Here is a 24,900-nt window from a genome sequence, read left to right as displayed (position 1 = left end):
CCTTGGCTAAAGCCACCACTCACGGAACGGTATCAATCTGCAATTTTCCCGTGAAGATGGGAAGTCATGATTTCCTTACCTAAGGTAAATTGACGCGGTTTGGCGTCAATCTCTTGTGGTCAGGCTTCCATCACATACATCTGGTTGTGTAGGGCGGCTTTCAGAACGGCCTGGGCTGTCGTTTCGACTGAAAGCGATTCGCGTGCCAGCCTCAGGTGTTTTTCCACTGTCGCTGCCGTCAGCCCCATCAGCAGGGCTATATCCTGAGTCGTTTTGCCGTCACCGACCCATTGCAGCGCCTCTCGCTGGCGTTTGGTGAGCGACCGATTCGGAGGTGTATAGGGCAGCGTCAGGATCTTGAGATGAGCGATGTTGTTCATCAGAAGGATATCCTCGCCATGCTCTTCCCACATGTCGTCAATCTCGTCCTGGTTGCGGTGTTCTTCTGCCGATAGCGAGATCGCGCCCTTGGACCGCACCGAGACCGAGTTGAAGCTGACAGTATATCCAGCAAGCACGTTGTGCGACTTGTTGAAATCCACAACTTTCTGCTGCTCGGGCGTGAGTTCCCCGTTCAAGGCCAAATCCTGAATCAACCCCCAGCTTGCCGCGCCATCGTTGTTCAAAGCCCATTGCAGCATCGGAGCGTTGGAATACCTGCTGTCACCAAGAAAACCATCAACATATTCCCGCCGATGATTACTGAGGATGACAAAATCCTCAGGGTCGCCCAAGGATGTGGCAGTAAGATATTGAGTGTAGCCATAAATTAGACGGTCAAACCCGTATATGGCCATCTGTCGGCAATGGGCATCCCAAAGCTCTTCCAAGGTTCTGGAATAGCTGACAAAGCGAAGATATTCCTTCAGCTTCATGCAACGTCCCCTGATTTCAGATGAGCCGCCAAGGCATCCAGCGCCAAAACATAGCTCTGCGCACCAAAACCGCAGATCTGCCCAAGGGCAACCGACGAGATGTAGGACTTGTGGCGGAAGCTTTCCCGCGCGTGGATGTTGGACAGGTGAACCTCGACCAGAGGCAGCTCCACCGAGGCAATCGCATCCATCAGGGCAATCGACGTATGGGTATAAGCGCCTGCGTTCAGAACCAAACCGTTCTGCGTGCCGCGGGCCTGATGGATGGCGTCAATCAGCGCGCCTTCGTGGTTGGACTGAAATGTCGAAACCTCAAGCCCGATAGACGTGCCATGAGCAACGCATTGCTCCTCCACCATTTTCAAGGTGGTGCTGCCGTAAACCTCAGGCTGTCGGGTGCCCAAAAGATTGAGGTTCGGGCCATTCAACACAAGAATTTTATTCATAAATCTCCGTCCCCATATTCGTTTCTTAAACGGCATTTGGTGGGGATGTCTACCGGACAATGCTCCAATGAGGCGAGTGGGCTGACAAAGATGCCTTTGATGCAACCCGTTCCAGTTAGGTTTCGTCCATTGTGACCACAACCTTTCCAAGAACGGAGCGCTGAGAAAGCAGCTCGATTGCCGCCGCGCCCTCGGAAAGGGGGAAGCGCGCCGTGATACGGGGTGTGACTTTACCTGCGGCGTATAAGTCAAACAATTCGCTTAGGTTTTCGGCGTGAGCGTCAGGCTCCCGAAAGACGGAGGCCCCCCAGAAGACGCCAACGATCTGGCACCCTTTCAGCAGCGCGAGATTGAGCGGTACGCTGGGGATGCCAGCCGGAAACCCGACAACCAGATATCGCCCCTTCCATGCAATGCTTCGCAACGCGGGTTCCGCATAGGCTCCGCCCACTGCATCATAGATGACATCGACACCCTCGGCGCCCGCCAGTGCCTTGATATCTTTCGAGAACGCCTTTTGCGCGTCTTTGTCCGGGTCTTTGGGGTACAGGATTGTCTCATCCGCTCCGATTGAGCGACAGAATTCAGCTTTGTCTGGCGTGGAAACCGCAGCGATGACTCGCGCGCCCATGGCTTTGCCCAACTCGATCGCCGCCGATCCGACACCACCTGCTGCCCCCAGAACCAACAGCGTCTCACCCGGTTGGAGGGCCGCTCGGTCCTTTAGGGCATGGTAGGACGTGCCGTAAGTGAAGATAAAACACGCCGCCTCATCAAAGGGCATGGTGTCGGGAAACTTGATTGCATCCTTGGCTTTTGTTGCAAGATGCGTGGCAAAGCCGCCATGACCGGTCAGCGCCAGAACGCGATCTCCGATCTCGAACCCTTTGACACCGTCGCCAAGCGCAAGTACCTCACCTGCGATTTCACCACCAGGGGCGAAGGGCCGCGGTGGCTTCATCTGATAGAGGTCTCGGATCATCAGCGTATCGGGAAAGTTCACCCCGGTGGCTTTTATTCCAACCAGAATCTCTCCGCGGCCCGGGGTCGGATCGGGCAGGGTGGTCAGTTCCAGAGTCTCCGGTCCACCCGCTGCGACGCTGAGTAATGCTTGCATGTTGCCCTCATTGTTCCTGTTATTCTTGCAGATGGAATTTTGGGGCGGGATCGCGCGCTGTCAACGGCGCACCCTCTTTCCCCTACGACAAGCGAGGAGTGCGGCATGACCCCGGAAACCCTGTTTTCTTTGGATGGAAAGGTGGCTCTGGTCACTGGCGGTGCCACCGGAATTGGCCGCATGGCCGCCGAGGCGCTTGTTCGGGCTGGCGCGCATGTGCTGATCGCCTCCCGTAAAGGTGACGCCTGCGAGGCCGTCGCGGCGGAGCTGAACGCGCTGGATGCCCCCGGCAGTGCGGAGGGGTTTGCTGGGGATCTGGGCAGCAAAGACGGAATCGAAGAAGTCGTTGCCGAGATCAATAAACGGACGGAACGACTTGATATTTTGATGAATAATTCGGGCGTGTCCTGGGGTGCGCCTTTAGGTCAATTCCCTCATGATGCGTGGGACAAAGTGATGTCCGTCAACGTCGCGGGCGTGTTTGAGCTGACGCAGAAACTGTTGCCGTTGCTCATGAAATCCGGCACCGCCGAAGACCCGGCGCGGGTGGTCAATGTCGGCTCAGTCATGGGTGAGGTTCCCATGGGCGACGGGGCATACAGCTATTCGGCCTCCAAGGCGGCCGTCCTGCATCTAACCAAAATCCTGGCCAAGGAACTGTCGCCTTACCACGTGACCGTCAACGCTCTGGCGCCCGGCCCGTTCGTCTCGCGCATGACTGCCTTTGCAACCGCGGATGAGACGACGCGCGAGAAGGTGGGCAAATCGGTTCCTCTGGGCCGTGTGGGGCGTGATGATGACATCGCTGGCTGCATGCTGTTTCTCTGCGGGCGAGGGGGAAGCTATGTGACCGGAGCCGTCATCCCCGTGTCCGGAGGCATCAACGTGGTCACAGCAGGCAACATCTTTGCCGAAGCGTTTTGACGATGAGTACCAACAACCCATTGGATCTGTACGCCGTTGATACCTACCTTTCTGCAAACCTGTCGGGGTATCGAGGCCCTCTGAAGGCCCACAAGTTCGATATCGGGCAATCCAACCCGACTTTCGCGTTGGAGACGCCGGGGCGCACCTACGTTCTGCGCCGTAAGCCTATGGGAAAGCTTCTGAAGTCCGCGCACGCAGTGGAGCGTGAGTTTCGTGTGCAACAGGCGCTTGCCGGCAGTGACGTCCCGGTGCCCGAGATGTTTCTTCTATGCGAAGATACGTCAGTCATAGGGTCCGCTTTCTACGTGATGGAACACCTGAAAGGCCGTGTATTCTTGGAACCAACTCTGACCGGTGAAAGCAACGAGACGCGCACCGCCGTCATGGATGAAATGAACCGGGTGCTGGCCGCGCTGCATTCTGTTGATATCAACGCAGTGGGCCTCGCCGACTATGGCCCGAGCGGCAATTACTTCGAACGTCAGATCGCGCGCTGGACGAAACAGTACCGAGCCTCCGAGACAAACAAGATTGCTCAAATGGATGCGCTGATCACAGGGTTGGAGGATGCTTTGCCGGAAGACGATGGTCAGCGCAGTCTTGTGCATGGCGACTATCGGATCGACAACTTGATGTTTGAACGCAACGGCACCCGGTGTATCGGCGTGCTGGATTGGGAGTTGTCGACGATCGGCCACCCTTACGCCGACCTTGCTGCGGTGATTATGCAATGGCAGCTGCCTCCGGGGCCAGAAGGGCGGGGGCTGGCCGGGATTGACCGCAAAACCATCGGATTGCCCAGTGATAGAGACTATATCGAGCAATATTGCGCGCGACGTGGGCTGCGGGAAATCAAGGATTTTGGGTTCTATCTTGCCTTTAACTTCTTCCGTATGGCCGCCATTCTGCAGGGCGTCTACAAACGCGCGCTGGACGGCAACGCATCGGACCCGGGCCGGGCGAAACTGTTCGGTGACTACGTGCCGCTCTTTGCGCAGCATGGTTTTTCGGCTTTGGATGCCTAGGGCAGAGGGAACTTTGGAATGCCGATTACGTTGGATCAAGACAGGTTGGATCGCGTTCGCCCGTGGATGCAACGCTATGTAGATCAACGAAAATATCCCGGCAGCTCAGTTCTTCTAAAACACAAAGGGCAGGAGGTCTTCTTCCACGCCTGCGGCCGGCGCAATATCGAATCCGAACTGCCTTTTGAGCGTGACACGCTGGTCCGTATCTACTCGATGACCAAACCGATCACCTCAGTTGCGGTGATGATGCTGGTCGAGCGTGGGTTGATTCACCTTGGCGCACCCTTGTCCGAATATCTGCCCGAATTTGCCGCGCCTCAAGCGTTGGTTCCCAATGCCGAGCGGTTGGATCAGACCGAAGCCGCGCCGCCGCCGACTCTTCATCAGCTTCTGACCCATACGAGCGGGTTCAGCTACCCATTCAATCACGGCCTCCTGCCATCGGCGATGGACGAGCGGGATATGATCTTCAAGCCCAATCAAGGGCTTCTGAAGGATAGAGTAAGTGATCTCGCCGAGCTGCCTCTGGCGTTTCAACCGGGCAGTCGGTGGGAGTATTCGGTCAGCACCGACGTCCTAGGTCGCGTTGTCGAAGTCGTCTCGGGAAAGACGTTGGACCGGTTCTTCCAGCAGGAGATCTTTGAGCCGCTCGGTATGCAAGAGACCGGTTTTGTGGTCCCGAAAGATGCGGGTGATAGATTTGCGTCGCTCTATACGCCTCTGGCCGGTGACGCGATGGATCTTAACTCGGCCGAACAGTCCGAGGATACGCTCAGGCTGGTGGATCAAGCGGGATCTTCGCCATTCGAAGCCACCACCACGTTCTCGGGCGGCGGCGGCTTGGTCGGAACGATCGATGACTATAGCCGGTTTGCTGAAATGCTGCGGAACCGAGGTCAGGCCGGTGGCGAACGGCTATTGGGTCCTAAAACGGTAGATTTCATGATGATCAATCACTTACCCGGCGATATTGCCTCAATGGGCCCCAATAGTTTTGCGGAACAACCGATGGTGGGTATGGGGTTCGGATTGGGCGGCTCTGTCGTGCTAAATCCGGGTCAAACTGGAGTACCTGGGTCTGTCGGGGATTTCAGTTGGGGTGGTATGGCCTCGACCTATTTCTGGATCGACCGGTCCTTGGATTTGACGGCTGTGTTCTTCACTCAATTGTCGCCGTCCAGCTCTTACCCGTCACGCGCCGAACTCAAGGCTCTGGTTTTGGGTGCGGTGATTGATTGATGTTGCGGGTGTTGGTACCTCATCCCCCAAATGAACAAGATCGAGCAACCCATGACCGAAGCTGAGCGCATTCTCCTGGACCTTCTGAATATCGAGCGGCTTGAGGTTGACCTGTTCCGCGGCACTGGGTCTGGCGGCGAGACACCGACACGTATTTTCGGTGGCCAGGTCATCGCGCAGGCACTGGCAGCGGCTTACAGAACGGTTGATGACAGGCTCTGCCATTCCTTGCATGCTTATTTCATCCGTCCGGGTGATCCCAGTATTCCCGTTGTTTATCAAGTGGATCGTGCCAGGGACGGCGGGTCTTTCACCACGCGGCGCGTTGTTGCGATTCAGCATGGTAAGCAAATCCTGAATATGTCTGCATCCTTTCATGTTGAGGACGAGGGGTGGTCTCATCAGCATCCGATGCCGTCTTCTGAGAGCCCAGAAACCCATCCATCGCGCAGCGAACTACGCCACAAGTATGTGGACCAAGTTCCTGAAAAGATGAAGAAAGAGCTGTTGCGTGAGCGGCCAATCGAAGTGCGCGAAGTGGATCATCTGGACCCATTTCGACCTGAAATTTCCGACGATCAGAACAAGATCTGGTTCAGAATGCCCGGAGCGGCGTCAACCGACCCGCGTACGCAACACCTGATACTGGCCTATGCCTCAGACATGAGCCTGATGAGCTCCGGCATGCGGCCCCATGGACTGAGCTGGTTCACAGGTCAGGTAAACGCAGCGAGCTTGGATCACGCGCTGTGGTTTCATGCGCCGGTGCGTTTTGAAAACTGGCATCTCTATGTGATGGAATCACCGTGGACGGGGCAGGGGCGGTCTTTCAATCGCGGCTCCATCTATTCCGAGGATGGAGTTCTGGTGGCGTCAGTTGCGCAAGAAGGATTGATGCGGCGACCAAATGGGCGCTCTTAAGTGTCGCCTATAAACTGTTGATTTAACTTGTTCATGCCGATCAGCCATCGGTCATAGTCGGCCGTTTTGTGACGCATGTATTGAAGGACTTCGGGATGCGGCAGGATCAGGAATTGCTCGGCTAGAATACCGTCCACACAGGCCTGTGCGACATCCTCCGGCTCGAGCATGCCGTCAATTGCCGCGACCGAGGTTTCATGACCGCGTGTCATCTCGGATCTGACGGCTTGTGGGCATAGTGCCGAAACCTTCAAACCTTTATGGCCGTAGGTCAACGCCAACCATTCTGCAAAACCGATGGCCGCGTGTTTGGTGACGCCATACGGCGCCGCGCCGGGTTGGTTCAAAAGCCCGGCAGCCGACGCCGTGATGATGATGTAGCCACTGCCGCGCTCGACGAACCGTGGAACAAGGTGACGCGCCAACCAGACATGAGACATCACGTTGATGTCCCAAATGCGGTTCCAGTCTTCGTCTGGTACATCTAAGCCGCCGAGCGTCAGAATTCCAGCATTGGCGCAAAACAGGTCGATCGGAACGATCTCGTCCTCTACATACTCGATCAGGGCTTTGATCTGCGCTTCGCTGGAGACGTCACACGGAAATGCGTGCCCGCCGATTTCGTCCGCCAAGGCTTGCGCAGTTGCTCCGTCGATGTCGGAACAGACAACGGTTGCGCCATCTGCAGAGAACCTTTTAGCTAGACCTTTGCCTATACCGCCAGCTGCGCCGGTTATGACAACTGTCTTTCCGCTGAGTTCCAAATCGTTTTCCTCTGTGGTTGGGTTTGATTAGCGGTCATAATATTTACCATAATACCAATTACACGTATTACAGATTAGTGTCGCCCTAGATCAAACCCTATACCTAACCGCCTTTAAAACCTAGAAAAATGCCTGCAGCCCAGTTTGCGCACGCCCAAGGATAAGAGCGTGAACGTCATGAGTGCCCTCATAGGTGTTCACAGTCTCCAGATTGACCATGTGGCGGATAACCTGGAACTCCAGCGAGATACCGTTGCCGCCGTGCATGTCACGGGCCATGCGCGCGATGTCCAGCGCTTTGCCGCAGTTGTTGCGTTTGACGATTGAGACCATCTCGGGCGCCGCTTCGGCCTGATCCATCAGGCGACCGACGCGCAGGCTTGCTTGCAGAGCCAAAGCGATTTCGGTCTGCATGTCGGCCAGTTTGCGTTGGTATAGCTGCGTTTGCGCCAGCGGTTTGTTGAACTGCTTACGGTCTAGGCCATATTGCAGCGCTGCATGCCAGCAATGTTCGGCTGCACCCATCACGCCCCAGCTGATCCCATACCGCGCGCGGTTCAGACAGCCGAACGGGCCTTTCAGACCTTGCACGTGAGGTAGCAAAGCGCCCTCGCCTACCTCAACGCCATCCAGCACGATTTCTCCGGTGATCGAGGCCCGCAGGCTGAGTTTGTTTTCGATCTTCGGCGCAGACAGCCCGGGCTGACCCTTGTCCAGAACGAAGCCTCGGATCTTTCCGTCGTGCGCGTCTGACTTGGCCCAGACCACGAAGACATCCGCAATTGGCGCGTTCGAGATCCACATCTTGGTGCCAGTCAGGCGGTATCCGCCGTCGATCTTTTCGGCCCGTGTTTTCATGCCAGCCGGGTCCGACCCGGCATCCGCTTCGGTCAGGCCGAAACAGCCGATCCATTCGCCCGAAGCCAATTTCGGCAGGTATTTGCGGCGCTGTTCCTCGGACCCGTAGGCATAGATCGGGTACATCACCAGCGAGCTTTGCACCGACATCATCGAGCGATAGCCCGAGTCCACGCGCTCAACCTCTCGCGCCACCAACCCGTAGGATACGTAGCCGCTGCCAAGACCACCATATTCCTCGGGGATCGTGGTGCCCAGAAGGCCCATCTCGCCCATTTCGCGAAAGATCTCAGGGTCGGTTTCTTCATTCTGGAACGCGGCGGTGACGCGCGGCTGCAGCTTTTCCTGCGCGTATGCGCGCGCGCTGTCAGCAATCATGCGCTCGTCTTCTGACAACTGGTCGGACAGGCGGAACGGATCGTCCCAGGCAAACTTACCCAGATCCGGTACATCTTTTGCGCGCAAAGTCGGTTTGGTGGCAGGGGCGTTCATCGGGTGTCTCCGGTCTGTCTGAAGTTGCTGCACAGTAACGTGTCACTTCAAGGAAAAACAGCAAGAGTTTGACACCCGATTATGAGTAAATGTCATAGGTCAGGGGATACGCACCCCCTTCCCTTTCTATCCCAAGGCGTACCCTGCCCCGCGCACAGTCCGCACAGGATCATTGCCGCCATGCTGGGTCAGCGCTTTGCGCAAACGGCCGATATGCACATCGACCGTACGGGTGTCGACATAGATGTCGCGGCCCCAGACCCGGTCCAACAATTGCTCACGGCTCCAGACCCGGCCTGGTTTTTCCATGAAGGTGCTGAGAAGGCGGAATTCGGTCGGTCCCAGTTTCAGCGAATGACTGCCACGGCTGACTTTATGGGTTTCGGAATCCAGCACGATATCGTCGAATTCCAGGCGAATACCCACGGTAGCCGGCCGCACGCGACGCAGTTGGGTGCGCACGCGAGCCATGAGTTCCACGACTGAGTATGGCTTGACCACATAATCGTCTGCACCGGTCTCAAGGCCACGCACCTTGTCGACCTCTTCCGACCTCGCCGAGAGCATGATGATCGGAATAGAACGGGTGTCTGGCCGTGTTTTCAGGCGTCGGCAGACCTCGATCCCGCTGAGATTGGGCATCATCCAGTCCAGAACGATGATATCCGGGCTGTCCTCGTCCACCAGCAACAGCGCCTCGTCACCGCTGGCGGCTTTCGAGACGCGAAAGCCTTCGGCCTCGAGGTTGTAGGCCAGCACTTCACGCTGGGCGAGCTCATCTTCGACCACCAGAACTGTTGGTTGATCTGCAGACATGGGAGGCGTCTCCTAGACGGTTTGCGACGTTGTGTCGGCCTTTGGGCGCGACTCGGTCGGGCGTTCGCCGGTGACAAGATACACCACCTGCTCGGCAATGGCGGTCACGTGATCGCCCATGCGCTCGATGTTCTTGGCGATGAAATGCAGGTGCATGCAGGACGAAATGCTGCGCGGATCTTCGGCCATGAAGGTTAGGAATTCGCGGAACAATCCGTTATACATCTGGTCCACCTCTTCATCGCGGTCGATGACATCGGCGGCCAGTTCAGCGTCGCGCTGGATATAGGCGTCCAGCGCGTCACGCAGCATGACCTCAACCTCTCGCGCCATACGGCGCAGCGCGGAGGCACTGCCGTTGATCTCGCCGGAATTCACAAGCACGGTGGTCCGTTTGGCGATGTTTTTGGAATAGTCGCCAATCCGTTCCAGGTTGGCCGAGACCTTCAGCACCGATAGCACCAACCGCAAGTCACTTGCCGTGGGTGCGCGTAAGGCGATCAGGCGGGCGGTTTCCTCGTTGATGATATCCTCGAGCGCGTCGATGGCTTTGTCGCCCTGACGCACCTGCTGGGCGAGTTCCTCGTCCCGCGTTTCCAACGAGCGGGCGGCGCCCATGATCGCGGCTTCGACCAGACCGCCCATCTTCATGATATGTGCCTGGATCGCTTCGAGATCGCGGTCGAAGACAGAGGCAATATGTTGTTCTGAATCGTTCATGTCGGAATACCTGTGCTCAGCCGATCCGGCCTGTGATGTAGCTTTCGGTGCGCGGGTCCACCGGGTTGGTGAAAATCTGTCCTGTTTCGCCGAACTCGACGAGGTTCCCTAAGTGGAAAAAGGCCGTTTTCTGGCTGACACGCGCAGCCTGCTGCATTGAGTGAGTCACGATGACCACCGAATACTGGGCGCGAAGTTCGTCAATCAACTCTTCGACCTGGGCTGTCGCAATCGGGTCCAGTGCCGAGCAAGGCTCGTCCATCAGCAGAACTTCGGGTTCTGTCGCCACGGCGCGCGCAATGCACAAGCGCTGCTGCTGACCGCCGGACAGGCCAGTGCCCGGAGCGTCCAGACGATCCTTGACTTCTTCCCAGATCGCACCGCGACGCAGGGATTTCTCGACGATTTCATCCAGTTCCGCTTTGTTCTTGGCAAGACCGTGGATGCGCGGGCCATAGGCCACATTGTCATAGATCGACTTCGGGAAGGGGTTGGGTTTCTGGAACACCATCCCGACCTTTGCGCGCAGCTGAACCGGATCAACGCGTTTGTCGTAGATGTCTTCGCCGTCCAGTTTGAAGCTGCCCTCAACACGTGCGACATCAATTGTGTCGTTCATCCGGTTCAGACAGCGCAGGAACGTGGATTTACCGCAGCCTGAAGGACCGATGAAGGCTGTGACAGTTTTGTCTTCGATATCGACATTCACATCTTTGATGGCGTGAGTGTCACCGTAAAAGACTTGGCAGTCCCGGCACTCCAGCTTGATTTCATTGGTATCCACTTGTCTCTCCACTCGTGACATGTCGTTCATGGGTCTGCCCTTCTTACCAGCGGCGTTCAAAGCGGCGGCGCAGGATGATTGCGATGATGTTCATTGTCAGCAGGAAAATCAAAAGGATGATGATCCCGCCCCAAGCTTTTTCGTAGAACCCAACATCTGCGCGCGCAGCCCAAGTGTAGATTTGGGCGGGCATGGCTGAGTTTGGTTCGGTGAACCCGGCAAGGAATCCGTCTGGGTAGCCACGGGCAACAAAACCCACCATCCCGATCAGCAACAGCGGAGCGGTTTCCCCCAGTGCCTGCGCCAGTCCGATAATGGTACCGGTCAGGATACCGGGCGCGGCCAGCGGCAGAACGTGATGGAACACCGCCTGCATTTTGGAAGCCCCTACACCAAGCGCGGCATCACGGATCGACGGCGGAACTGCTTTCAGCGACGCCCGGGTCGAGATGATGATCGTCGGCAAGGTCATCAAGGTCAGCACCAGACCACCGACCAGCGGGGCCGATTGCGGCAAGTGCATGAACTGAATGAAGACAGCCAGACCAAGGATACCAAACACGATCGAAGGAACCGCAGCCAGGTTCGAGATATTCACCTCAATGAGATCGGTGAACCTGTTTTGCGGCGCGAATTCTTCCAGATAGATCGACGCGGCCACGCCAATTGGCAGCGAAAGCGCCAGAACCACCAGCATCATGAAGAACGATCCGACAACTGAAGCACCAATGCCGGCGCCGCCAGGGTTGTCCACGCCCGAGTCTGCCCCTGTGATAAACGGCCAGTTGAAGACCTGTTTGATGATACCCGCTTCCTTAAGTGCATCGACCAGATCCAGATCGCTTTTCTGGAGGAAGCGACTATCCTGTATGGTGTCACGCGACACCCGGCCCTTAAAGTATCCATCGACGCGGCTTGAGGCTGCTAGATCAAACTCGATAGGTTCGCCTAGTTTGTCCGGGTTGTCTGCATAGAAGGTCCGGATGGTTCCGCCAACTTTACCCAGCAGACGCTCAATTGCCGCTTCGTCGAAATCGACTTGGAGACCGCTTTCATCAAGCTCCTTGTTCAGAGCAGCTATAAACAGGTCCGAATAGGCTTTGGTCTTGAACAGTGTGCTTTCGGCCTCTTCCTGTTCTTGTTGGGTCAGAGTGAACTCTACGCTGACAACGGTCCGGGTAAAGGCCGGAATACCCTCGGACAGGATCGAGGCGAAAAGGACGATCAGGAAGAACAGACCGGTCGCGATGGCAACGATACCATAGGCACGGAAGCGTTTTTCCGCCTTGGCGCGTTTGCGGGTCCGCGCATCATACGCAGTCAGGGAAACAGCGTGGCGACCCGTTTCTGGGTTTTGCATGCTTGCGTCGGTCATTCGTACTGCTCCCGGTACTTGCGCACGATGTAAAGGGCAAAGACATTCAGGCCCAGCGTGACAACGAACAGTGTCATGCCAAGCGCGAAGGCAACCAGCGCTTCTGGCGAGGCAAAGTCTGCGTCGCCGGTCAGTTGGCTTACGATTTTTGCGGTGACGGTTGTCATCGCCTCAAACGGGTTCAGGCTAAGCCGAGCGGCTGCCCCTGCCCCGAGAACCACGATCATGGTCTCACCAATGGCGCGCGAGGCTGCCAGCAGGATCGCACCCACGATGCCCGGTAGCGCGGCAGGCAGAACCACCTGACGAATGGTTTCGGACTGCGTCGCACCCAGGCCATAGGACCCGTCACGCATCGCTTGTGGCACGGCGTTGATGATATCGTCGGATAGCGAAGACACAAAGGGGATCAGCATGATGCCCATCACCAGACCGGCTGTCATCACGGCCGTACCAGCCTTCATCCAGCCCAATCCGTTATCACCAAAAACGTCCAACAAAAGAGGACCGACGGTCAGCAGGGCGAACAAGCCGTATACGATGGTTGGAATGCCCGCCAGAACCTCCAGCAACGGCTTGGCAACAGACCGCACGGCGGGCGATGCATATTCGCTAAGGTAAATCGCGGCAAACAGCCCAATCGGCACAGCCACCAGCAGAGCAACGATAGAGATATAGAGCGTTCCCCAAAGCAGCGGGATGATCCCAAGTTCCGACAACCCGCCCCGGCCCGAAAAGCTGGGCGACCAGGTCAGGCCAAAAAAGAACTCTGGCGCGGGGTAAAGCTTGAAAAACTCCCACGTATTGAAAACCAGTGACAGAACAATGCCAACGGTGGTCAGAATAGCAATCGAGGCCGCCGCAAGGAGCAAAAAGCGCACACCCTGCTCAACAACGTTGCGGGCGCGATAGTCCGCCTTGGTTTGCATCCAGCCTGCCCCGGCGCCAATCAGCGCCACCACCAGAACCACGACGGTCATGATTCCATATCCGGTTGCATTTAATGCGCGATGGCTCTGTGCCGCGTTTAGCACCAGTTGGGTGATATCGGATGTAACCACCTGACCCGCGTCTTTCAGATTCTGAGTCACTTCGATCAGATCGGCTTGGGGGTCACTCGCGGCTGCTTCGGTCATATTCCCCTGCGACACAGCGGCTTGAAGTCCGCTAGCCGTGCGACGCACCTCGGCCATGACCAAACTTAGAGAGGAACCCTCTTTGACTGATGTATCGGGGATCATGCCCGAGACCTTGGAATTCACATACAACGGCTGAACCAGCAGCCAGATAATGAGAAGGCCAAAAGCCGGGACAATTGTCTTCAAAAGAACATTTGCGCCGTAATAGGCTGGCAGCGAATGCAAGTCTCGCGGTTCGCCTCCTGCGCTTTGAATTGCGCGGGCCCGTCCCAGAACATAGCCGAGCACAGCGATCGCCAACACGATCAGAACAAGCCAAAATATCGGCATCATATCCCCACTATTCTTGACTGGGCTATAGTCGCAGAAAGGGACGGCGAGATCCGCCGCCCCAAACATTCATCCATAGATCGGCTTAGCTGCCCGAACCCATGGTCACTTCGTTGTTGATCGCTTCCTGAGTTTTTGCCAGCTCAGGGTCGGCAACCAGACCATAGTTGGCCAACGGGCTCGAGGGGCCAGCGATTTCGTCAGCGACGAAGAACTGAGCGTATTCTTTCAGACCAGGGATCACGCCGATGTGGGCTTTCTTCACGTAGAAGAACAGCGGACGCGATACAGGGTATTCACCGGTCGAGATGGTCTCGGTCGATGGTGCGATACCCGACATGGTCGCAACTTTCAGCTTGTCGGTGTTGTTCTCGTAGAACGCCAGACCGAAGACGCCGATGCCGTTCGGGTTGGTGTCGATACGGGCCAGGGTCTCGGTGTAGTCACCGTCGATGTCGACCGATTTGCCATCGGTACGAACAGCCAAGCATGCGTCTTCTGCGTCATCTTCGCTCATGCCGCCAGCGATCATCGCTTCCATGGCGCCAGTTGCTTCACAGCCGATCAGCAAAACTTTCTCTTCGAACACTTCGCGGGTGCCGTGCTTGGTACCGGGGATGAAGCCCGCGATTTCAACGTCAGGCAGGTCGCCGTTGAACTCGGCCCAAGTGTTGTATGGGTTGTCGACGATCTCGCCGTCCTTCAGAACCTTCGCGCCCAGAGCGTTGAAGATGTCCGAAGGCTCAAACGCGTTGAAGGCCGGGCCAGACTGCTGGCTTGCAAAGACGATGCCGTCGTAGCCGATGCGGACTTCCATGATGTCGGTCACGCCGTTTTCGGCACAGGCTTTGATTTCTTTCTCACGGATAGCGCGCGACGCGTTTGCTACGTCGATGGTGTTCTCGCCAACGCCTTCGCAGAAACGTTTCAGGCCAGCCGACGAACCACCCGATTCAACAACCGGTGTCGGGAAGTCGGTGTTCTCGCCAAACAGTTCTGCGACGATCGATGCGTAAGGTAGAACGGTTGACGAACCAGCAACCTGAACGTTGTCACGAGCTGCAGCAGTGGTTGCCGAAACGGCAGCAATTGCCAGCGCAGAAGCCGACAGTTTTACAAAGGACATTTCAGTCTCCTTGAGAATTGGGTTTTTGATCACCCCCATGATGATCTTGCGCGAACCACTAGGCCCCGTGCGTAAGGCTTTTGTGACAGGTACGTAACAGTTTTATGACAAGCCGGGTTTTTCTTGCGTCCTGCCGTCATAAAACTTTTAGCACGGCCATGATGGATTTACGGAAACCCGCCCATCAGCGCGGCAAAATCACTGTAAAAACAGTGCCTTTTCCTAAATCGCTTTCCACCCGAAGGCGCCCTCGGTGACGGTTAACGATATGCTTCACAATCGCGAGTCCAAGCCCGGTTCCGCCCAATTGGCGCGATCTATGACTGTCGGCGCGATAGAACCGCTCCGTGAGTCGCGGAAGATGAACGGAATCAATGCCAGGCCCTCGATCGATGATCTGCACCCGAACCGCCGGACCTCGCATGGCCGTATCCCTTTCTGAGGTGGTCACGCGCAACTCGACACTGCCGCCGCTGCCGCCATATTTGATGCCGTTCTCGACCAGGTTGGTAAACACCTGACGCAACTGATCGCTGTCACCGGTCATGGTCACCGGATCCTCAGGCGCATCAAGCGTCAGCACCACCTCGGCATCATCGGCCAGAGGGCGCATAGAGTTCAGTGTGGATTGCAGTAGACCTGTCAGCTCCACTTCCTCTTTCGGGCGCACGCGTTCCTCGCTTTCCACCCGGTTGAGCGACAGAAGATCACCCACAAGGCGGTTCATGCGGTTTGCTTCATCCGTCATGATCTGCAGAAATCGCTCACGCGCGGCGTCGTCATCTCGGGCTGGACCCCGCAGGGTTTCGATGAAGCCCATCAAGGCGGTTAGAGGAGTGCGCAGTTCATGACTGACATTGGCGACGAAATCGCGACGCATCTGGCTGGCTTGTTCCAGATGAGTGATGTCCTGAAAGATCGTCAGCACCGCCCCGCCCGACACCGCGCCGATCCCGTTCATATAGCGGCAAATCACCTCGAAGGTCGTATCCTGCGCGCCATCATTTGAAAGGTGCCGCGTTTTGGCCGGACCCTTACTGCGGAGGCTTTGTTCAATCGCTTCAATGACCTGAGGCTGCCTGAGGATCGTCGCAAAGTGACGGCCCGTGATGTTCTGGCTCAGCAGGGTTTTGGCGTCGGTATTGGCGGCGATGATCCGCTCGGTCTGGTCGACCAGAAGCGCGGGCATCGGAATGGCCGATACATATTCTTCCAGAAGGTTTTCAGCCATGTCCGATTGATTTCCTGCCGCTTAAGCCAACGGTTTCAGGGTTTCCCTGAATTTGCGCATGTTCTGTTGATAGTGCAGCGCGCTGAGCGTGTTCCGTTGGGCTGCGGCCTCATCCAGCTGACGAACCACCTTACCTGGAGACCCCATGACCAGCGAGTTGTCGGGTATCTCTTTGTTTTCCGTGATCAGCGCCCCTGCCCCGATCAGGCAGTTCTTGCCGATCTTCGCGCCGTTCAGAATGATCGCCCCCATCCCGATCAGAGAGTTCTCACCAATCGTGCAGCCATGCAGCATGACCTTGTGGCCGATTGTGCAATTCGCCCCGATGGTCAGCGGAAAGCCCGCGTCGATATGCATGACGCAGTTCTCTTGCACATTGCTGCCCGCGCCGACGCGGATTTCTTCGTGATCCGCTCGTATCGTGCAACCAAACCAGACCGAAGCACCCTCTTCCAGCACCACCTTGCCGATCAGATTGGCGTCCGGCGCAACCCAGGTGTCTTCGTGGATTTGGGGCGTGTGATCTCCCAGCGCGTAGATGGTCATGACTGCTCCTCGAATTCCATCTGCAAAGTGCGGACGTGGTTTTGCAGTTTCGGTTGCTGAATACGACGCATCCGTTCGGCGCTGACGATGGTCTTCAGCTTTTCCTCTGTCGTATCCAGATCGTCATTCACCAGTACATAGTCGTAGTAGCCCCAGTGGCTGATCTCATCCCAGCTTTTCAACATGCGCTTGCCGATCACATCGGCGCTGTCCTGGGCCCGGCTTTCCAACCGGCGACGCAACTCGGGGATCGAAGGCGGCAGGATGAAGATCGACAGCGCGTGTTTGCCGAGGTCCGAGTTGCGGATCTGCACCTCGCCCTGCCAGTCCACGTCGAACAAGACATCCTTGCCAGATTCGATGGACTCGCGCACAGGGCCGGCGGGAGAGCCATAGAAGTTGCCGAACACGTGTGCGTGTTCCAGCATTTGCCCATCGGCCACCTGCTGTTTGAACTCGTCTTCCGACAAGAAGTAGTATTCGCGGCCATGTTCCTCACCCGGACGTGGTTCGCGGGTCGTGGCCGAGATCGAGAATTCGAGGTCGGTATCCCAGGCCATCAGCCTGCGGGCCAAGGTGGATTTGCCCGCGCCCGAGGGGGATGACAGGATGATAAGGAGGCCGCGGCGATCTGCCATGTCAGTTCTTCCTACTGTTATTCAACGTTTTGTACCTGCTCGCGCATCTGATCGATCACCGCTTTCAACTCCAACCCGACCGAGGTCAGATCGGCGCTTTGTGCCTTGGAGCAAAGGGTATTGGCCTCGCGGTTGAACTCCTGCATCAGGAAATCCAACTTGCGACCAACCGCGCCATCCTGCGCCAGAAGGTCTCGCGCGGCGGTGACATGGGCGCCGAGACGGTCGATCTCTTCGGTGATGTCGGCCTTGACGGCGATCAGGGCGAGTTCTTGTGCAACTCTCTCAGGTTCGACCCCTTGGGCGTTGTCCAGCACGCGGGCGAGGTTTTCGCGCAGCACTTCGGCCATCTTGTCCTTGCGTTGCTCGGCCAGTTCGGCGGCCTGTGCGGTCAGTGCCGCGACCTGATCTAGCTGAGACGCCAGAATCGCCACCAGAGCTTCGCCCTCGGTCTGACGCATGTCGAGAAACGCGGCCAGAAGCGGAGTGAATTCGGTGATCATCTGCGCCACCAGAGGAGCCGGATCGTCGGCCTCGGCACCTGCATCCAGCATGCCTTTGAGGGTCAGTAGATCACTCGCCTTGGAGGGGGCCAGTGCAATCCCCCTTGCCTCGGCCATGAGCTGTGTCTGTTGCAAGGCATCCAAGGCCGCCGACATGGCAATCGAATTTAACGCCAAATCCGGCTGAGATTCATCCCGGCTAATCCGCAATGATAAGGTCACATTGCCCCGGCTCAGCGATTTGGACAGAACGCCCCGCAACGCGGCCTCAAGGCCGGTCAACCAGTCGGGCACGCGGATGCGCATGTCCAGCCCTTTGCCGTTCACGCTGCGCAGCTCCCATGTCCAGCTATGGGGGCCGAACTCTCCCTTGCCCGAGGCGAACCCGGTCATGGATTTGATCATCACTGCCCTTTCCATCGCTGTCAGTCTTCGTGTCTGCCGCACCTAATGCCATTGCCCGGTGCAGAGCAAGAGTTTGCTGAGACCGCCTCTGTCCGACAGAAGTTAACCATTCGTTAAAGAATTACTCCAAAATTGACTTAACCCGTGTCAATCATGTCTCTAGCTCGGTCGTTTGGCCGAAAATGCCTCCGATATGTTGCATTTTATGAAAATGACGGTGATTAGGCGCTAGGGTAATGAAAATGGGAACCTTTTTCGGGACTGGCTCGAAGTCCAAACTTGGAAAGATTGTCGCAATGGATCGCTTTGACAGCGGGCGCAGCCTCTCACCGATCCGTCAGGCCGAGGCCTACTGGACCGCGTTGCTTGACGGGAATGGCGTGCCCATGCGGTCGCAGATTGATCCGCGCGGGCTTGAGAATATTCTGGAATACACCTTCATTCTCGAGCGGATTGCCTCCGGTCTGGCCCGGTTTCGCCTTGCGGGCAGCCACCTGAACAAGCTGGCCGGGATGGAAGTGCGGGGCATGCCTCTGACCGCGTTTTTCGATCCCGAGGCGGGCAAGACAGCCACGAATGCGTTGGAGCAGGTCTTTGCCAACCCCGCCATTGCCGAATTGGATATGGTGTCGAGCGGTGCATTCGGACGCGCCCGGATGCAGGCGCGGATGCTGCTTTTGCCGCTGAAAAGCGATTTGGGGGATGTCAGCCGCGTCATGGGCGTCATGGTCAGTGACGGAGCGATCGGAGCGACCCCGCGCCGCTTCTCGATCCAAGACACCCGGATCAAACCGGTGAGCGAGGTTCAGGGCCCGGCCAAGCCTAAACTGGAAGTCACCGAAGGATTTGCCGAAGAAAAAACTGAGTTCCAACGTCCCAAAGGGCACCTCAGGCTGGTTGCATCGCGCGACGACTGACCCAAAGAAAAACGGCGGGCCAAGGACCCGCCGTTTTCTTTGATTGTTCGAACCTTAGCTTGCTTCGCGCTTGGTGCGGTCGCGGCGCAGGTTGGTCAGTTCTTCGGCGACCAGGAAAGCCAGTTCCAGCGATTGCGACGCGTTCAGACGCGGGTCGCACGCCGTGTGGTACCGGTCCGAGAGGTCCTCTTCGGTCACGGCACGTACGCCACCGGTGCACTCAGTGACGTCCAGACCAGTCATCTCGAAATGCACACCGCCGGGGATGGTACCTTCGGCCTGATGAACGCCAAAGAAGTCGCGCACCTCGCGTAGGACCGAATCGAACGGGCGGGTTTTGTACCCGGTGGCCGATTTGATCGTGTTGCCGTGCATCGGGTCGCAGACCCAGGTGACCTTGGCACCCTCTTCTTTGACTGCTTTCACCAGACGCGGCAGATGCTCGCCCGCCTTGCCTGCACCGAAGCGAGCGATCAGGTTAAGACGACCCTCTTCGTTTTCGGGATTCAGCTTGGACATCAGAACCTTGAGGTCCTCGGCCGTTGTGGTCGGGCCACATTTCAGACCGATCGGGTTCTGCACGCCACGGCAGAATTCCACATGCGCGCCGTCAGGCTGACGGGTGCGGTCACCGATCCAGATCATATGACCCGAACCAGCCAGCCAGTTGCCAGAGGTCGAATCCAGACGGGTCAGCGCCTCTTCATATTCCAGCAACAGCCCTTCGTGGCTGGTGTAGAACTCAACGGTCGAGAACTCATGCGTTGTCTCAGCCGTGATGCCCGCCGCGCCCATGAAATCGATCGAGTCCTGAATGCGGTCGGCGATCTCGGAGTATTTCTGAACGTCCTGTTCATCCGTGAAGCCCAGCGTCCAGGAATGCACGCGGCTCATGTCGGCGAAACCACCGGTCGAGAACGCGCGCAGCAGGTTCAGCGTGGCGGCGGCCTGCGTGTAGGCCTGCAACATCTTGGACGGATTCGGAATCCGCGCCTCGGGTGTAAAGTCCAGCTCGTTGATGATGTCACCGCGGTAGCTGGGCAGCTCAACGCCATCCACAACCTCGGTCGGTGCGCTACGCGGTTTGGCAAACTGCCCGGCCATGCGGCCCACTTTAACCACCGGCACCTTGGCGCCATAGGTCAGAACCATCGCCATTTGCAGCATCACTTTGAACGTGTCACGGATCGCATCCGCGCTGAATTGTTCAAAGCTTTCAGCACAATCCCCGCCCTGCAACAGGAAAGCCTCGCCGCGACCGGCGGCACCCAAATGTTGCTTGAGACGCCGCGCCTCACCGGCAAAGACCAGCGGGGGATACTGCGAAAGCTGCGCCTCGACTTTGGCCAGCGCGGCCGCGTCGGTATAGTCTGGCATCTGAACCCGGGGCTTGTTGCGCCAGTTCGATTTTTGCCATTCGGTCATAGCCTTGATCTCCGCTGATAGTATTCAGGTGGTCTCTATACAAAAAGCCGGGAAGAGAGACCATATCCGATTTGCGGCTCTTGACGTCGTAAACAAGCTTTGATCATGGTATCTGTCAAATCATGCGCGCCCAGGGCGCATCGGCCACCGAATCAAGGACAAAAACCCATGCAAGAACAACGCCAAGTTGTCAAAGTCGACGGTAACGTCGACAAGCCGATTAATTTTGTATTCGTCTTATTGGATGGATTTTCTCTTTTGTCCTTTGCGTCGGCTCTGGACAGCTTGCGCATTGCCAATCGTATGGCTGATAAGCCTGTCTATACGTGGTCTTTGATCGGTGAAGGTGGCGATACAATTACCTGCTCGGCAGGCACGACTTTCAAGCTGGATCAGGACCTGATTGAGCTGCAGCGTGATGACATCGTTCTGATCTGTGGAGGGGTCGAGGTTAAGACCGCAACCACTAAGAAGATTCTGAACTGGATGCGGCGCGAGGCCCGCAAAGGGCTGCGGATCGGTGGCTTGTGTACGGCAGCCTATTCGCTGGCCAAGGCGGGGCTGCTGGAAGGTAAGCGCGCGACCATCCACTGGGAAAACTCGGACAGCTTCATTGAAGAGTTCGACAATGTGGAACTGACCAAATCCGTGTTTCAGGTCGACGGAAACCGGATGACGACCGCGGGGGGCACCTCATCCATTGATCTTATGCTGAAGCTGATCGCGAATGACTATGGCGAGGGTCTGGCCAGCGCCGTAGCCGATCAGATGATCTATTCCTCGATCCGCACAGATCAGGACACGCAGCGCTTGTCGACGCCCACTCGGATCGGGGTCCGGCATCCGAAGCTGAGCCAGGTTATTCTGATGATGGAAAAGAACATCGAAGAGCCAATCTCGCCTTCGATTCTGGCCAAGGATGTCGGCATGTCGACCCGACAGCTGGAGCGTCTGTTCCGCCGCTACCTAAGCCGTTCACCCAAGCGCTATTATATGGAATTGCGGCTGCACAAAGCTCGAAACCTGCTGATGCAGACGGATATGAGCGTGATCAACGTGGCTCTGGCCTGCGGTTTCGCCTCGCCGAGCCATTTCTCGAAATGCTACCGGGCGCATTACAACACCACGCCCTACCGTGAGCGTGGGGCACAGTCGGGGCGGCTGTCAGTGTAAAGCCGCTTTACAGGGTCTTTTCAAAATAGTGCAGATGGGGCCTCAGCATGGGCTGATCCAAATAGGTCGTCGTCTCAATGGGTTCGGACAATTCGACAAATCCCAGTTTCGGATACAGGTCCCTCATTTCGACATTCGGAGTAAGCGTGTCAGCTACAAGGCGCTTTAACCCCAGAGCGCGGGCTGCGTCTTCTCGGGCTTGTATCATGGCACGCCCCGCACCTGTGCCGCGCGCGGCTTCGGTCACGAACACGCGTTTCAATTCTCCAGTGTCCTGATCCAGCCGTTTCATCATGCCACAGCCGATGATTTTAGCCGCGCTGTCTCGTGCCAGAACCAGGCACCCGCTTGGCGGCAGATAATCTTCTGAGTGTGCCCAAAACTCGGCCAGCGCGCTTTGCGGCGCAGCCGGGTCGATGTCAAACCCCATGGCCGTCATGCGCTCTACGATCAACGCATAGTATTGGCACAGGATGCCGTTCAACTCATCTTGATCTGGCAGCGTGTCACACATTTCAATCGAAAAGTCGCACAATGGACCGTACCCTCAGATGGTTTCTTGATACAGGATCAAGCTCGGTTACTCGGCAACAGTCAAGGCGGGCGAGCACTGATCTACCTATCCGGGGAAAGCCGGAAAACTGCGCCATTGCCTACGGAAATGAACCAGATCGACCCGTCTGGTGCCTCAACGATGTCCCGGACACGTTCTGTTTCGGGGCCTTTGATCTGTTCGACCTCGCGCAGCGGGTTGCCGTCCAGCCGGGAGATATAGTCAAACTTCAGCGATCCCACGAAGATGTCGCCTTTCCACTCCGGCCAGAGCGCACCGGAATAGGCCATCAAGCCTGAGGGCGCGATGGAGGGGTCCCAATAGTGGCGCGGCTGCTCCATCCCGTCTTTGGCAGTGCCTTCGCCTATCGTCTTGCCCGAGTAGTGTTTGCCATAGGAAATGACGGGCCACCCGTAGTTCAGCCCCGGTTGCACGAGGTTGACCTCATCCCCTCCGCGCGCGCCATGCTCGGATGTCCAAAGACGCCCCTGAGCATCCAGATCGGCACCCTGAGGGTTGCGGTGACCGTAGGACCAGATCTCGGGCCGAATATCCGCCTGCCCGACAAAGGGGTTATCCGCAGGGACCGAGCCATCCCGATTGATGCGGATAATCGACCCGATTGGGTTTGAGCGGTCCTGAGCCTGGGGTCGATCCCCCCGATCCCCGATGGTGACAAACAAACTGCCATCTTCTGCCTCGACCACCCGAGATCCAAAGTGACGCCCGCCCGAGCCTCCGGGCGTGGCTTCGAACAGGATACGCGTGTTTGTCAGGCGCTTGCCGTTCTCCGACAGTCGCGCGACGGCCAGCGCGGTGCCGGCCCCTGTGCTCTGAGGTTTTGAGAAGGTCAGAAAGACCTCGCGCGTCTGTGGGAAATCTCTCGCGATGGTCACGTCAAGCAGGCCGCCCTGCCCTCTGGCGGCGACTTTCGGAACCCCCTTCACTTTTTGAGATTTCCCGTCAGACACATAGAGCACATCGCCATCCCGTTCGGTCACCAGAAACGATCCATCGGGCAGGATGCCGACGGCCCAAGGCGCATCCAGTCCCTCGATCATCGGCTCGATCCGAACCGGACCTTGGGATGTCTCAAGCTCCTCAGCGGAGGCGAGACCTGCGCTGATCATCAAGGCAAGAATCGCAAAGGGTCTGGGCGTCATGGGACTTCCTTTCGGACTGACAGCGTTATCACCATGAGAACAAATAGGATTATGGAGCGTAAAAACACGATTGCGTTAGGACTTTTCTTTTCCGGATTGCTTGCCTAGGGTCATGCGCAGAACGAATACGTTCACAATAGGGAGTAACCATATGAAAAAGCTGCTGACTGCAACTGCAGCCTCCGCTCTGCTGGCGGGTACCGCAATGGCCGAAGACGTCAAGCTGGGCGTTCTGTTCGGCTTCACCGGTCCGATTGAATCGCTGGCGCCTGCCATGGGTTCGGGCGCCGAGATGGCGATGGCTGAAGTCACCGAATCCGGCAAGCTGCTGGACGGAGCAACCGTGACCGCGACACGCGCAGATACCGGCTGCATCGATAACGGCCTGTCCACGTCGAACGGCGAGCGCATGATCGCAGACGGTGTTGCTGGCATCATCGGCGGTGACTGCTCGGGCGTCACCGGCGCGATCCTGCAGAACGTCGCGATTCCGAATGGCATGGTGATGATCTCGCCATCGGCCACCTCGCCCGGTCTGTCGACCATGGAAGACAACGGCCTGTTCTTCCGCACCGCGCCGTCGGATGCGCGTGAAGGTCAGGTGATGGCCGACATCCTGAACGATCGCGGCATCAGCTCGATCGCTCTGACCTACACCAACAACGACTACGGCAAGGGTCTGGCGGATGCGATCCAGTCGTCGTTCGAGGCCTCGGGTGGCGAAGTCACCATCGTCGCAGCGCACGAAGACGGGAAGGCCGACTACTCAGCTGAAGTTGGCGCGCTGGCCTCAGCCGGTGGCGACATTCTGGTCGTTGCGGGCTATCTGGATCAAGGCGGCCTGGGCATCATCCAGTCGGCTCTGGACAGCGGTGCGTTTGACACGTTCGGTTTGCCTGGCGGCATGATCGGGGACTCGCTGCCTGCCAATGTCGGTCCGGACCTGAACGGATCGTTCGGTCAGATCGCCGGTTCGGGTGGCGAAGGTGCTGAGAAGTACTTTGCCATGGCCGAAGCTGCCGGTTTTGACGGCTCGTCGCCCTATTCACCTGAGTCCTATGACGCCGCTGCCTTGTTCATGCTGGCCATGCAGGCCGCAGGCTCGACCAACCCGGCAGATTATGGCTCCAAGATCATGGACGTCGCCAACGAACCTGGTGAGAAGATTTATCCGGGTGAGCTGGCCAAGGGTTTGGAACTGCTCGCTGCCGGTCAGGAGATCGACTATGTCGGTGCCTCTGGTGTTGAGCTGATTGGCCCCGGTGAAAGCGCGGGTTCTTACCGTGAGATCGAAGTCACCGACGGCGAGAACAAAACCGTCAACTTCCGTTGATCCAAGGTTAACAGTCATAAAAACAAGCAGCCCGGGCCTTGTGTCCGGGCTGTTTC

General features: G+C 57.4%; 25 protein-coding genes. 7 read left to right on the top strand and 18 right to left on the bottom strand.

Features of this window, described 5'->3' with window-relative positions; all coding sequences use genetic code 11:
- Positions 1–119 precede the first annotated feature (119 nt).
- The 3 genes from ACR0JF_RS00945 to ACR0JF_RS00935 all read right to left on the bottom strand — a co-directional run bounded on the left by ACR0JF_RS00945 (position 120) and on the right by ACR0JF_RS00935 (position 2,438).
- Positions 120–875, bottom strand: coding sequence for a LuxR family transcriptional regulator (locus tag ACR0JF_RS00945; RefSeq protein WP_170659562.1), 756 nt, complete (start codon positions 873–875; stop codon positions 120–122).
- The gene (gene aroQ / locus ACR0JF_RS00940; protein ID WP_170659561.1) at positions 872–1,321 is read right to left on the bottom strand and encodes a type II 3-dehydroquinate dehydratase; all 450 of its coding nucleotides are present in this window, start codon (positions 1,319–1,321) and stop codon (positions 872–874) included. The genes ACR0JF_RS00945 and aroQ overlap by 4 nt, the downstream gene beginning before the upstream one ends.
- 115 nt (positions 1,322–1,436) lie before the next feature.
- Complete coding sequence (locus ACR0JF_RS00935; protein WP_170659560.1) at positions 1,437–2,438, bottom strand: NADPH:quinone oxidoreductase family protein; 1,002 nt, start codon at positions 2,436–2,438, stop codon at positions 1,437–1,439.
- A gap of 105 nt (positions 2,439–2,543) precedes the next feature.
- Here ACR0JF_RS00935 and ACR0JF_RS00930 point away from each other — a divergent pair, with 105 nt between their 5' ends.
- From ACR0JF_RS00930 to ACR0JF_RS00915, 4 genes are read left to right on the top strand one after another with little or no spacing between them, the layout of a single operon-like run.
- Positions 2,544–3,362, top strand: coding sequence for an SDR family NAD(P)-dependent oxidoreductase (locus ACR0JF_RS00930; RefSeq protein ID WP_170659559.1), 819 nt, complete (start codon positions 2,544–2,546; stop codon positions 3,360–3,362).
- 2 nt (positions 3,363–3,364) lie between these two features.
- Positions 3,365–4,390 carry a phosphotransferase family protein gene (locus tag ACR0JF_RS00925; protein ID WP_170659558.1) on the top strand — a complete coding sequence of 342 codons (1,026 nt, stop codon included), beginning with the start codon at positions 3,365–3,367 and terminating at the stop codon, positions 4,388–4,390.
- An 18-nt stretch (positions 4,391–4,408) separates the two neighbouring features.
- Positions 4,409–5,632, top strand: coding sequence for a serine hydrolase domain-containing protein (locus ACR0JF_RS00920; RefSeq protein WP_480668850.1), 1,224 nt, complete (start codon positions 4,409–4,411; stop codon positions 5,630–5,632).
- 51 nt (positions 5,633–5,683) lie between these two features.
- Positions 5,684–6,553, top strand: coding sequence for an acyl-CoA thioesterase (locus ACR0JF_RS00915; protein WP_170638831.1), 870 nt, complete (start codon positions 5,684–5,686; stop codon positions 6,551–6,553).
- Here ACR0JF_RS00915 and ACR0JF_RS00910 read toward each other — a convergent pair.
- From ACR0JF_RS00910 to ACR0JF_RS00855, 12 genes are all read right to left on the bottom strand, one after another.
- Positions 6,550–7,317, bottom strand: a complete 768-nt coding sequence (locus tag ACR0JF_RS00910) for an SDR family oxidoreductase (RefSeq protein WP_170659557.1) — start codon at positions 7,315–7,317, stop codon at positions 6,550–6,552. The two genes, ACR0JF_RS00915 and ACR0JF_RS00910, sit on opposite strands and share 4 nt — an antisense overlap.
- A gap of 120 nt (positions 7,318–7,437) precedes the next feature.
- A complete protein-coding gene (locus ACR0JF_RS00905; RefSeq protein ID WP_170659556.1) occupies positions 7,438–8,667 on the bottom strand; it encodes an acyl-CoA dehydrogenase in 1,230 nt (409 codons plus the stop codon).
- A gap of 126 nt (positions 8,668–8,793) precedes the next feature.
- Positions 8,794–9,483 (bottom strand): phosphate regulon transcriptional regulator PhoB, encoded by a 690-nt coding sequence (phoB, locus tag ACR0JF_RS00900; RefSeq protein WP_170458202.1) that lies wholly within the window; start codon positions 9,481–9,483, stop codon positions 8,794–8,796.
- Between the two features lie 12 nt (positions 9,484–9,495).
- Entirely contained in the window at positions 9,496–10,203 is a 708-nt protein-coding gene (gene phoU / locus ACR0JF_RS00895) for a phosphate signaling complex protein PhoU (protein ID WP_170373720.1), read from the bottom strand.
- Positions 10,204–10,219: 16 nt separating this feature from the next.
- On the bottom strand, positions 10,220–11,017 hold the full coding sequence (pstB, locus tag ACR0JF_RS00890) for a phosphate ABC transporter ATP-binding protein PstB (protein WP_170373719.1): 798 nt from the start codon (positions 11,015–11,017) through the stop codon (positions 10,220–10,222).
- A 13-nt stretch (positions 11,018–11,030) separates the two neighbouring features.
- A complete protein-coding gene (pstA, locus tag ACR0JF_RS00885) occupies positions 11,031–12,362 on the bottom strand; it encodes a phosphate ABC transporter permease PstA (RefSeq protein WP_170638702.1) in 1,332 nt (443 codons plus the stop codon).
- Complete coding sequence (pstC, locus tag ACR0JF_RS00880) at positions 12,359–13,831, bottom strand: phosphate ABC transporter permease subunit PstC (RefSeq protein WP_170659555.1); 1,473 nt, start codon at positions 13,829–13,831, stop codon at positions 12,359–12,361. Before pstC ends, pstA begins: the two co-directional genes overlap by 4 nt.
- An 85-nt stretch (positions 13,832–13,916) precedes the next feature.
- Positions 13,917–14,957 (bottom strand): substrate-binding domain-containing protein, encoded by a 1,041-nt coding sequence (locus ACR0JF_RS00875; protein WP_170548721.1) that lies wholly within the window; start codon positions 14,955–14,957, stop codon positions 13,917–13,919.
- A 184-nt stretch (positions 14,958–15,141) separates the two neighbouring features.
- A complete protein-coding gene (locus ACR0JF_RS00870) occupies positions 15,142–16,188 on the bottom strand; it encodes an ATP-binding protein (protein WP_170641601.1) in 1,047 nt (348 codons plus the stop codon).
- Positions 16,189–16,209: 21 nt separating this feature from the next.
- Entirely contained in the window at positions 16,210–16,734 is a 525-nt protein-coding gene (locus ACR0JF_RS00865) for a gamma carbonic anhydrase family protein (RefSeq protein WP_170659554.1), read from the bottom strand.
- Positions 16,731–17,372 carry a guanylate kinase gene (gmk, locus tag ACR0JF_RS00860; RefSeq protein WP_170659553.1) on the bottom strand — a complete coding sequence of 214 codons (642 nt, stop codon included), beginning with the start codon at positions 17,370–17,372 and terminating at the stop codon, positions 16,731–16,733. Before gmk ends, ACR0JF_RS00865 begins: the two co-directional genes overlap by 4 nt.
- A 17-nt stretch (positions 17,373–17,389) precedes the next feature.
- Complete coding sequence (locus ACR0JF_RS00855) at positions 17,390–18,280, bottom strand: YicC/YloC family endoribonuclease (protein ID WP_170659552.1); 891 nt, start codon at positions 18,278–18,280, stop codon at positions 17,390–17,392.
- Between the two features lie 242 nt (positions 18,281–18,522).
- Here ACR0JF_RS00855 and ACR0JF_RS00850 point away from each other — a divergent pair, with 242 nt between their 5' ends.
- Positions 18,523–19,197, top strand: a complete 675-nt coding sequence (locus ACR0JF_RS00850; RefSeq protein WP_170659551.1) for a PAS domain-containing protein — start codon at positions 18,523–18,525, stop codon at positions 19,195–19,197.
- Between the two features lie 54 nt (positions 19,198–19,251).
- Here the strand turns inward: ACR0JF_RS00850 and ACR0JF_RS00845 are convergent, their stop codons facing one another.
- On the bottom strand, positions 19,252–20,622 hold the full coding sequence (locus ACR0JF_RS00845) for a class II 3-deoxy-7-phosphoheptulonate synthase (protein WP_170659550.1): 1,371 nt from the start codon (positions 20,620–20,622) through the stop codon (positions 19,252–19,254).
- Between the two features lie 168 nt (positions 20,623–20,790).
- On the opposite strand from ACR0JF_RS00845, the gene ACR0JF_RS00840 reads away from it, so the two are divergent.
- Positions 20,791–21,795 carry a GlxA family transcriptional regulator gene (locus tag ACR0JF_RS00840; protein WP_170548735.1) on the top strand — a complete coding sequence of 335 codons (1,005 nt, stop codon included), beginning with the start codon at positions 20,791–20,793 and terminating at the stop codon, positions 21,793–21,795.
- 7 nt (positions 21,796–21,802) lie between these two features.
- On the opposite strand, the gene ACR0JF_RS00835 is transcribed toward ACR0JF_RS00840, so the two are convergent.
- A complete protein-coding gene (locus ACR0JF_RS00835; protein WP_480668849.1) occupies positions 21,803–22,309 on the bottom strand; it encodes a GNAT family N-acetyltransferase in 507 nt (168 codons plus the stop codon).
- 101 nt (positions 22,310–22,410) lie between these two features.
- The gene (locus ACR0JF_RS00830) at positions 22,411–23,511 is read right to left on the bottom strand and encodes a PQQ-dependent sugar dehydrogenase (protein WP_170659548.1); all 1,101 of its coding nucleotides are present in this window, start codon (positions 23,509–23,511) and stop codon (positions 22,411–22,413) included.
- Positions 23,512–23,662: 151 nt separating this feature from the next.
- On the opposite strand from ACR0JF_RS00830, the gene ACR0JF_RS00825 reads away from it, so the two are divergent.
- Entirely contained in the window at positions 23,663–24,844 is a 1,182-nt protein-coding gene (locus ACR0JF_RS00825; RefSeq protein ID WP_170458188.1) for an ABC transporter substrate-binding protein, read from the top strand.
- The last annotated feature ends 56 nt before the right edge of the window (positions 24,845–24,900 follow it).

The sequence above is a fragment of the Ruegeria sp. BG11 genome (assembly GCF_056538565.1).
Note: the sequence above shows the minus strand (reverse complement) of the source record. Positions and strands in the feature narration are given on the sequence as shown.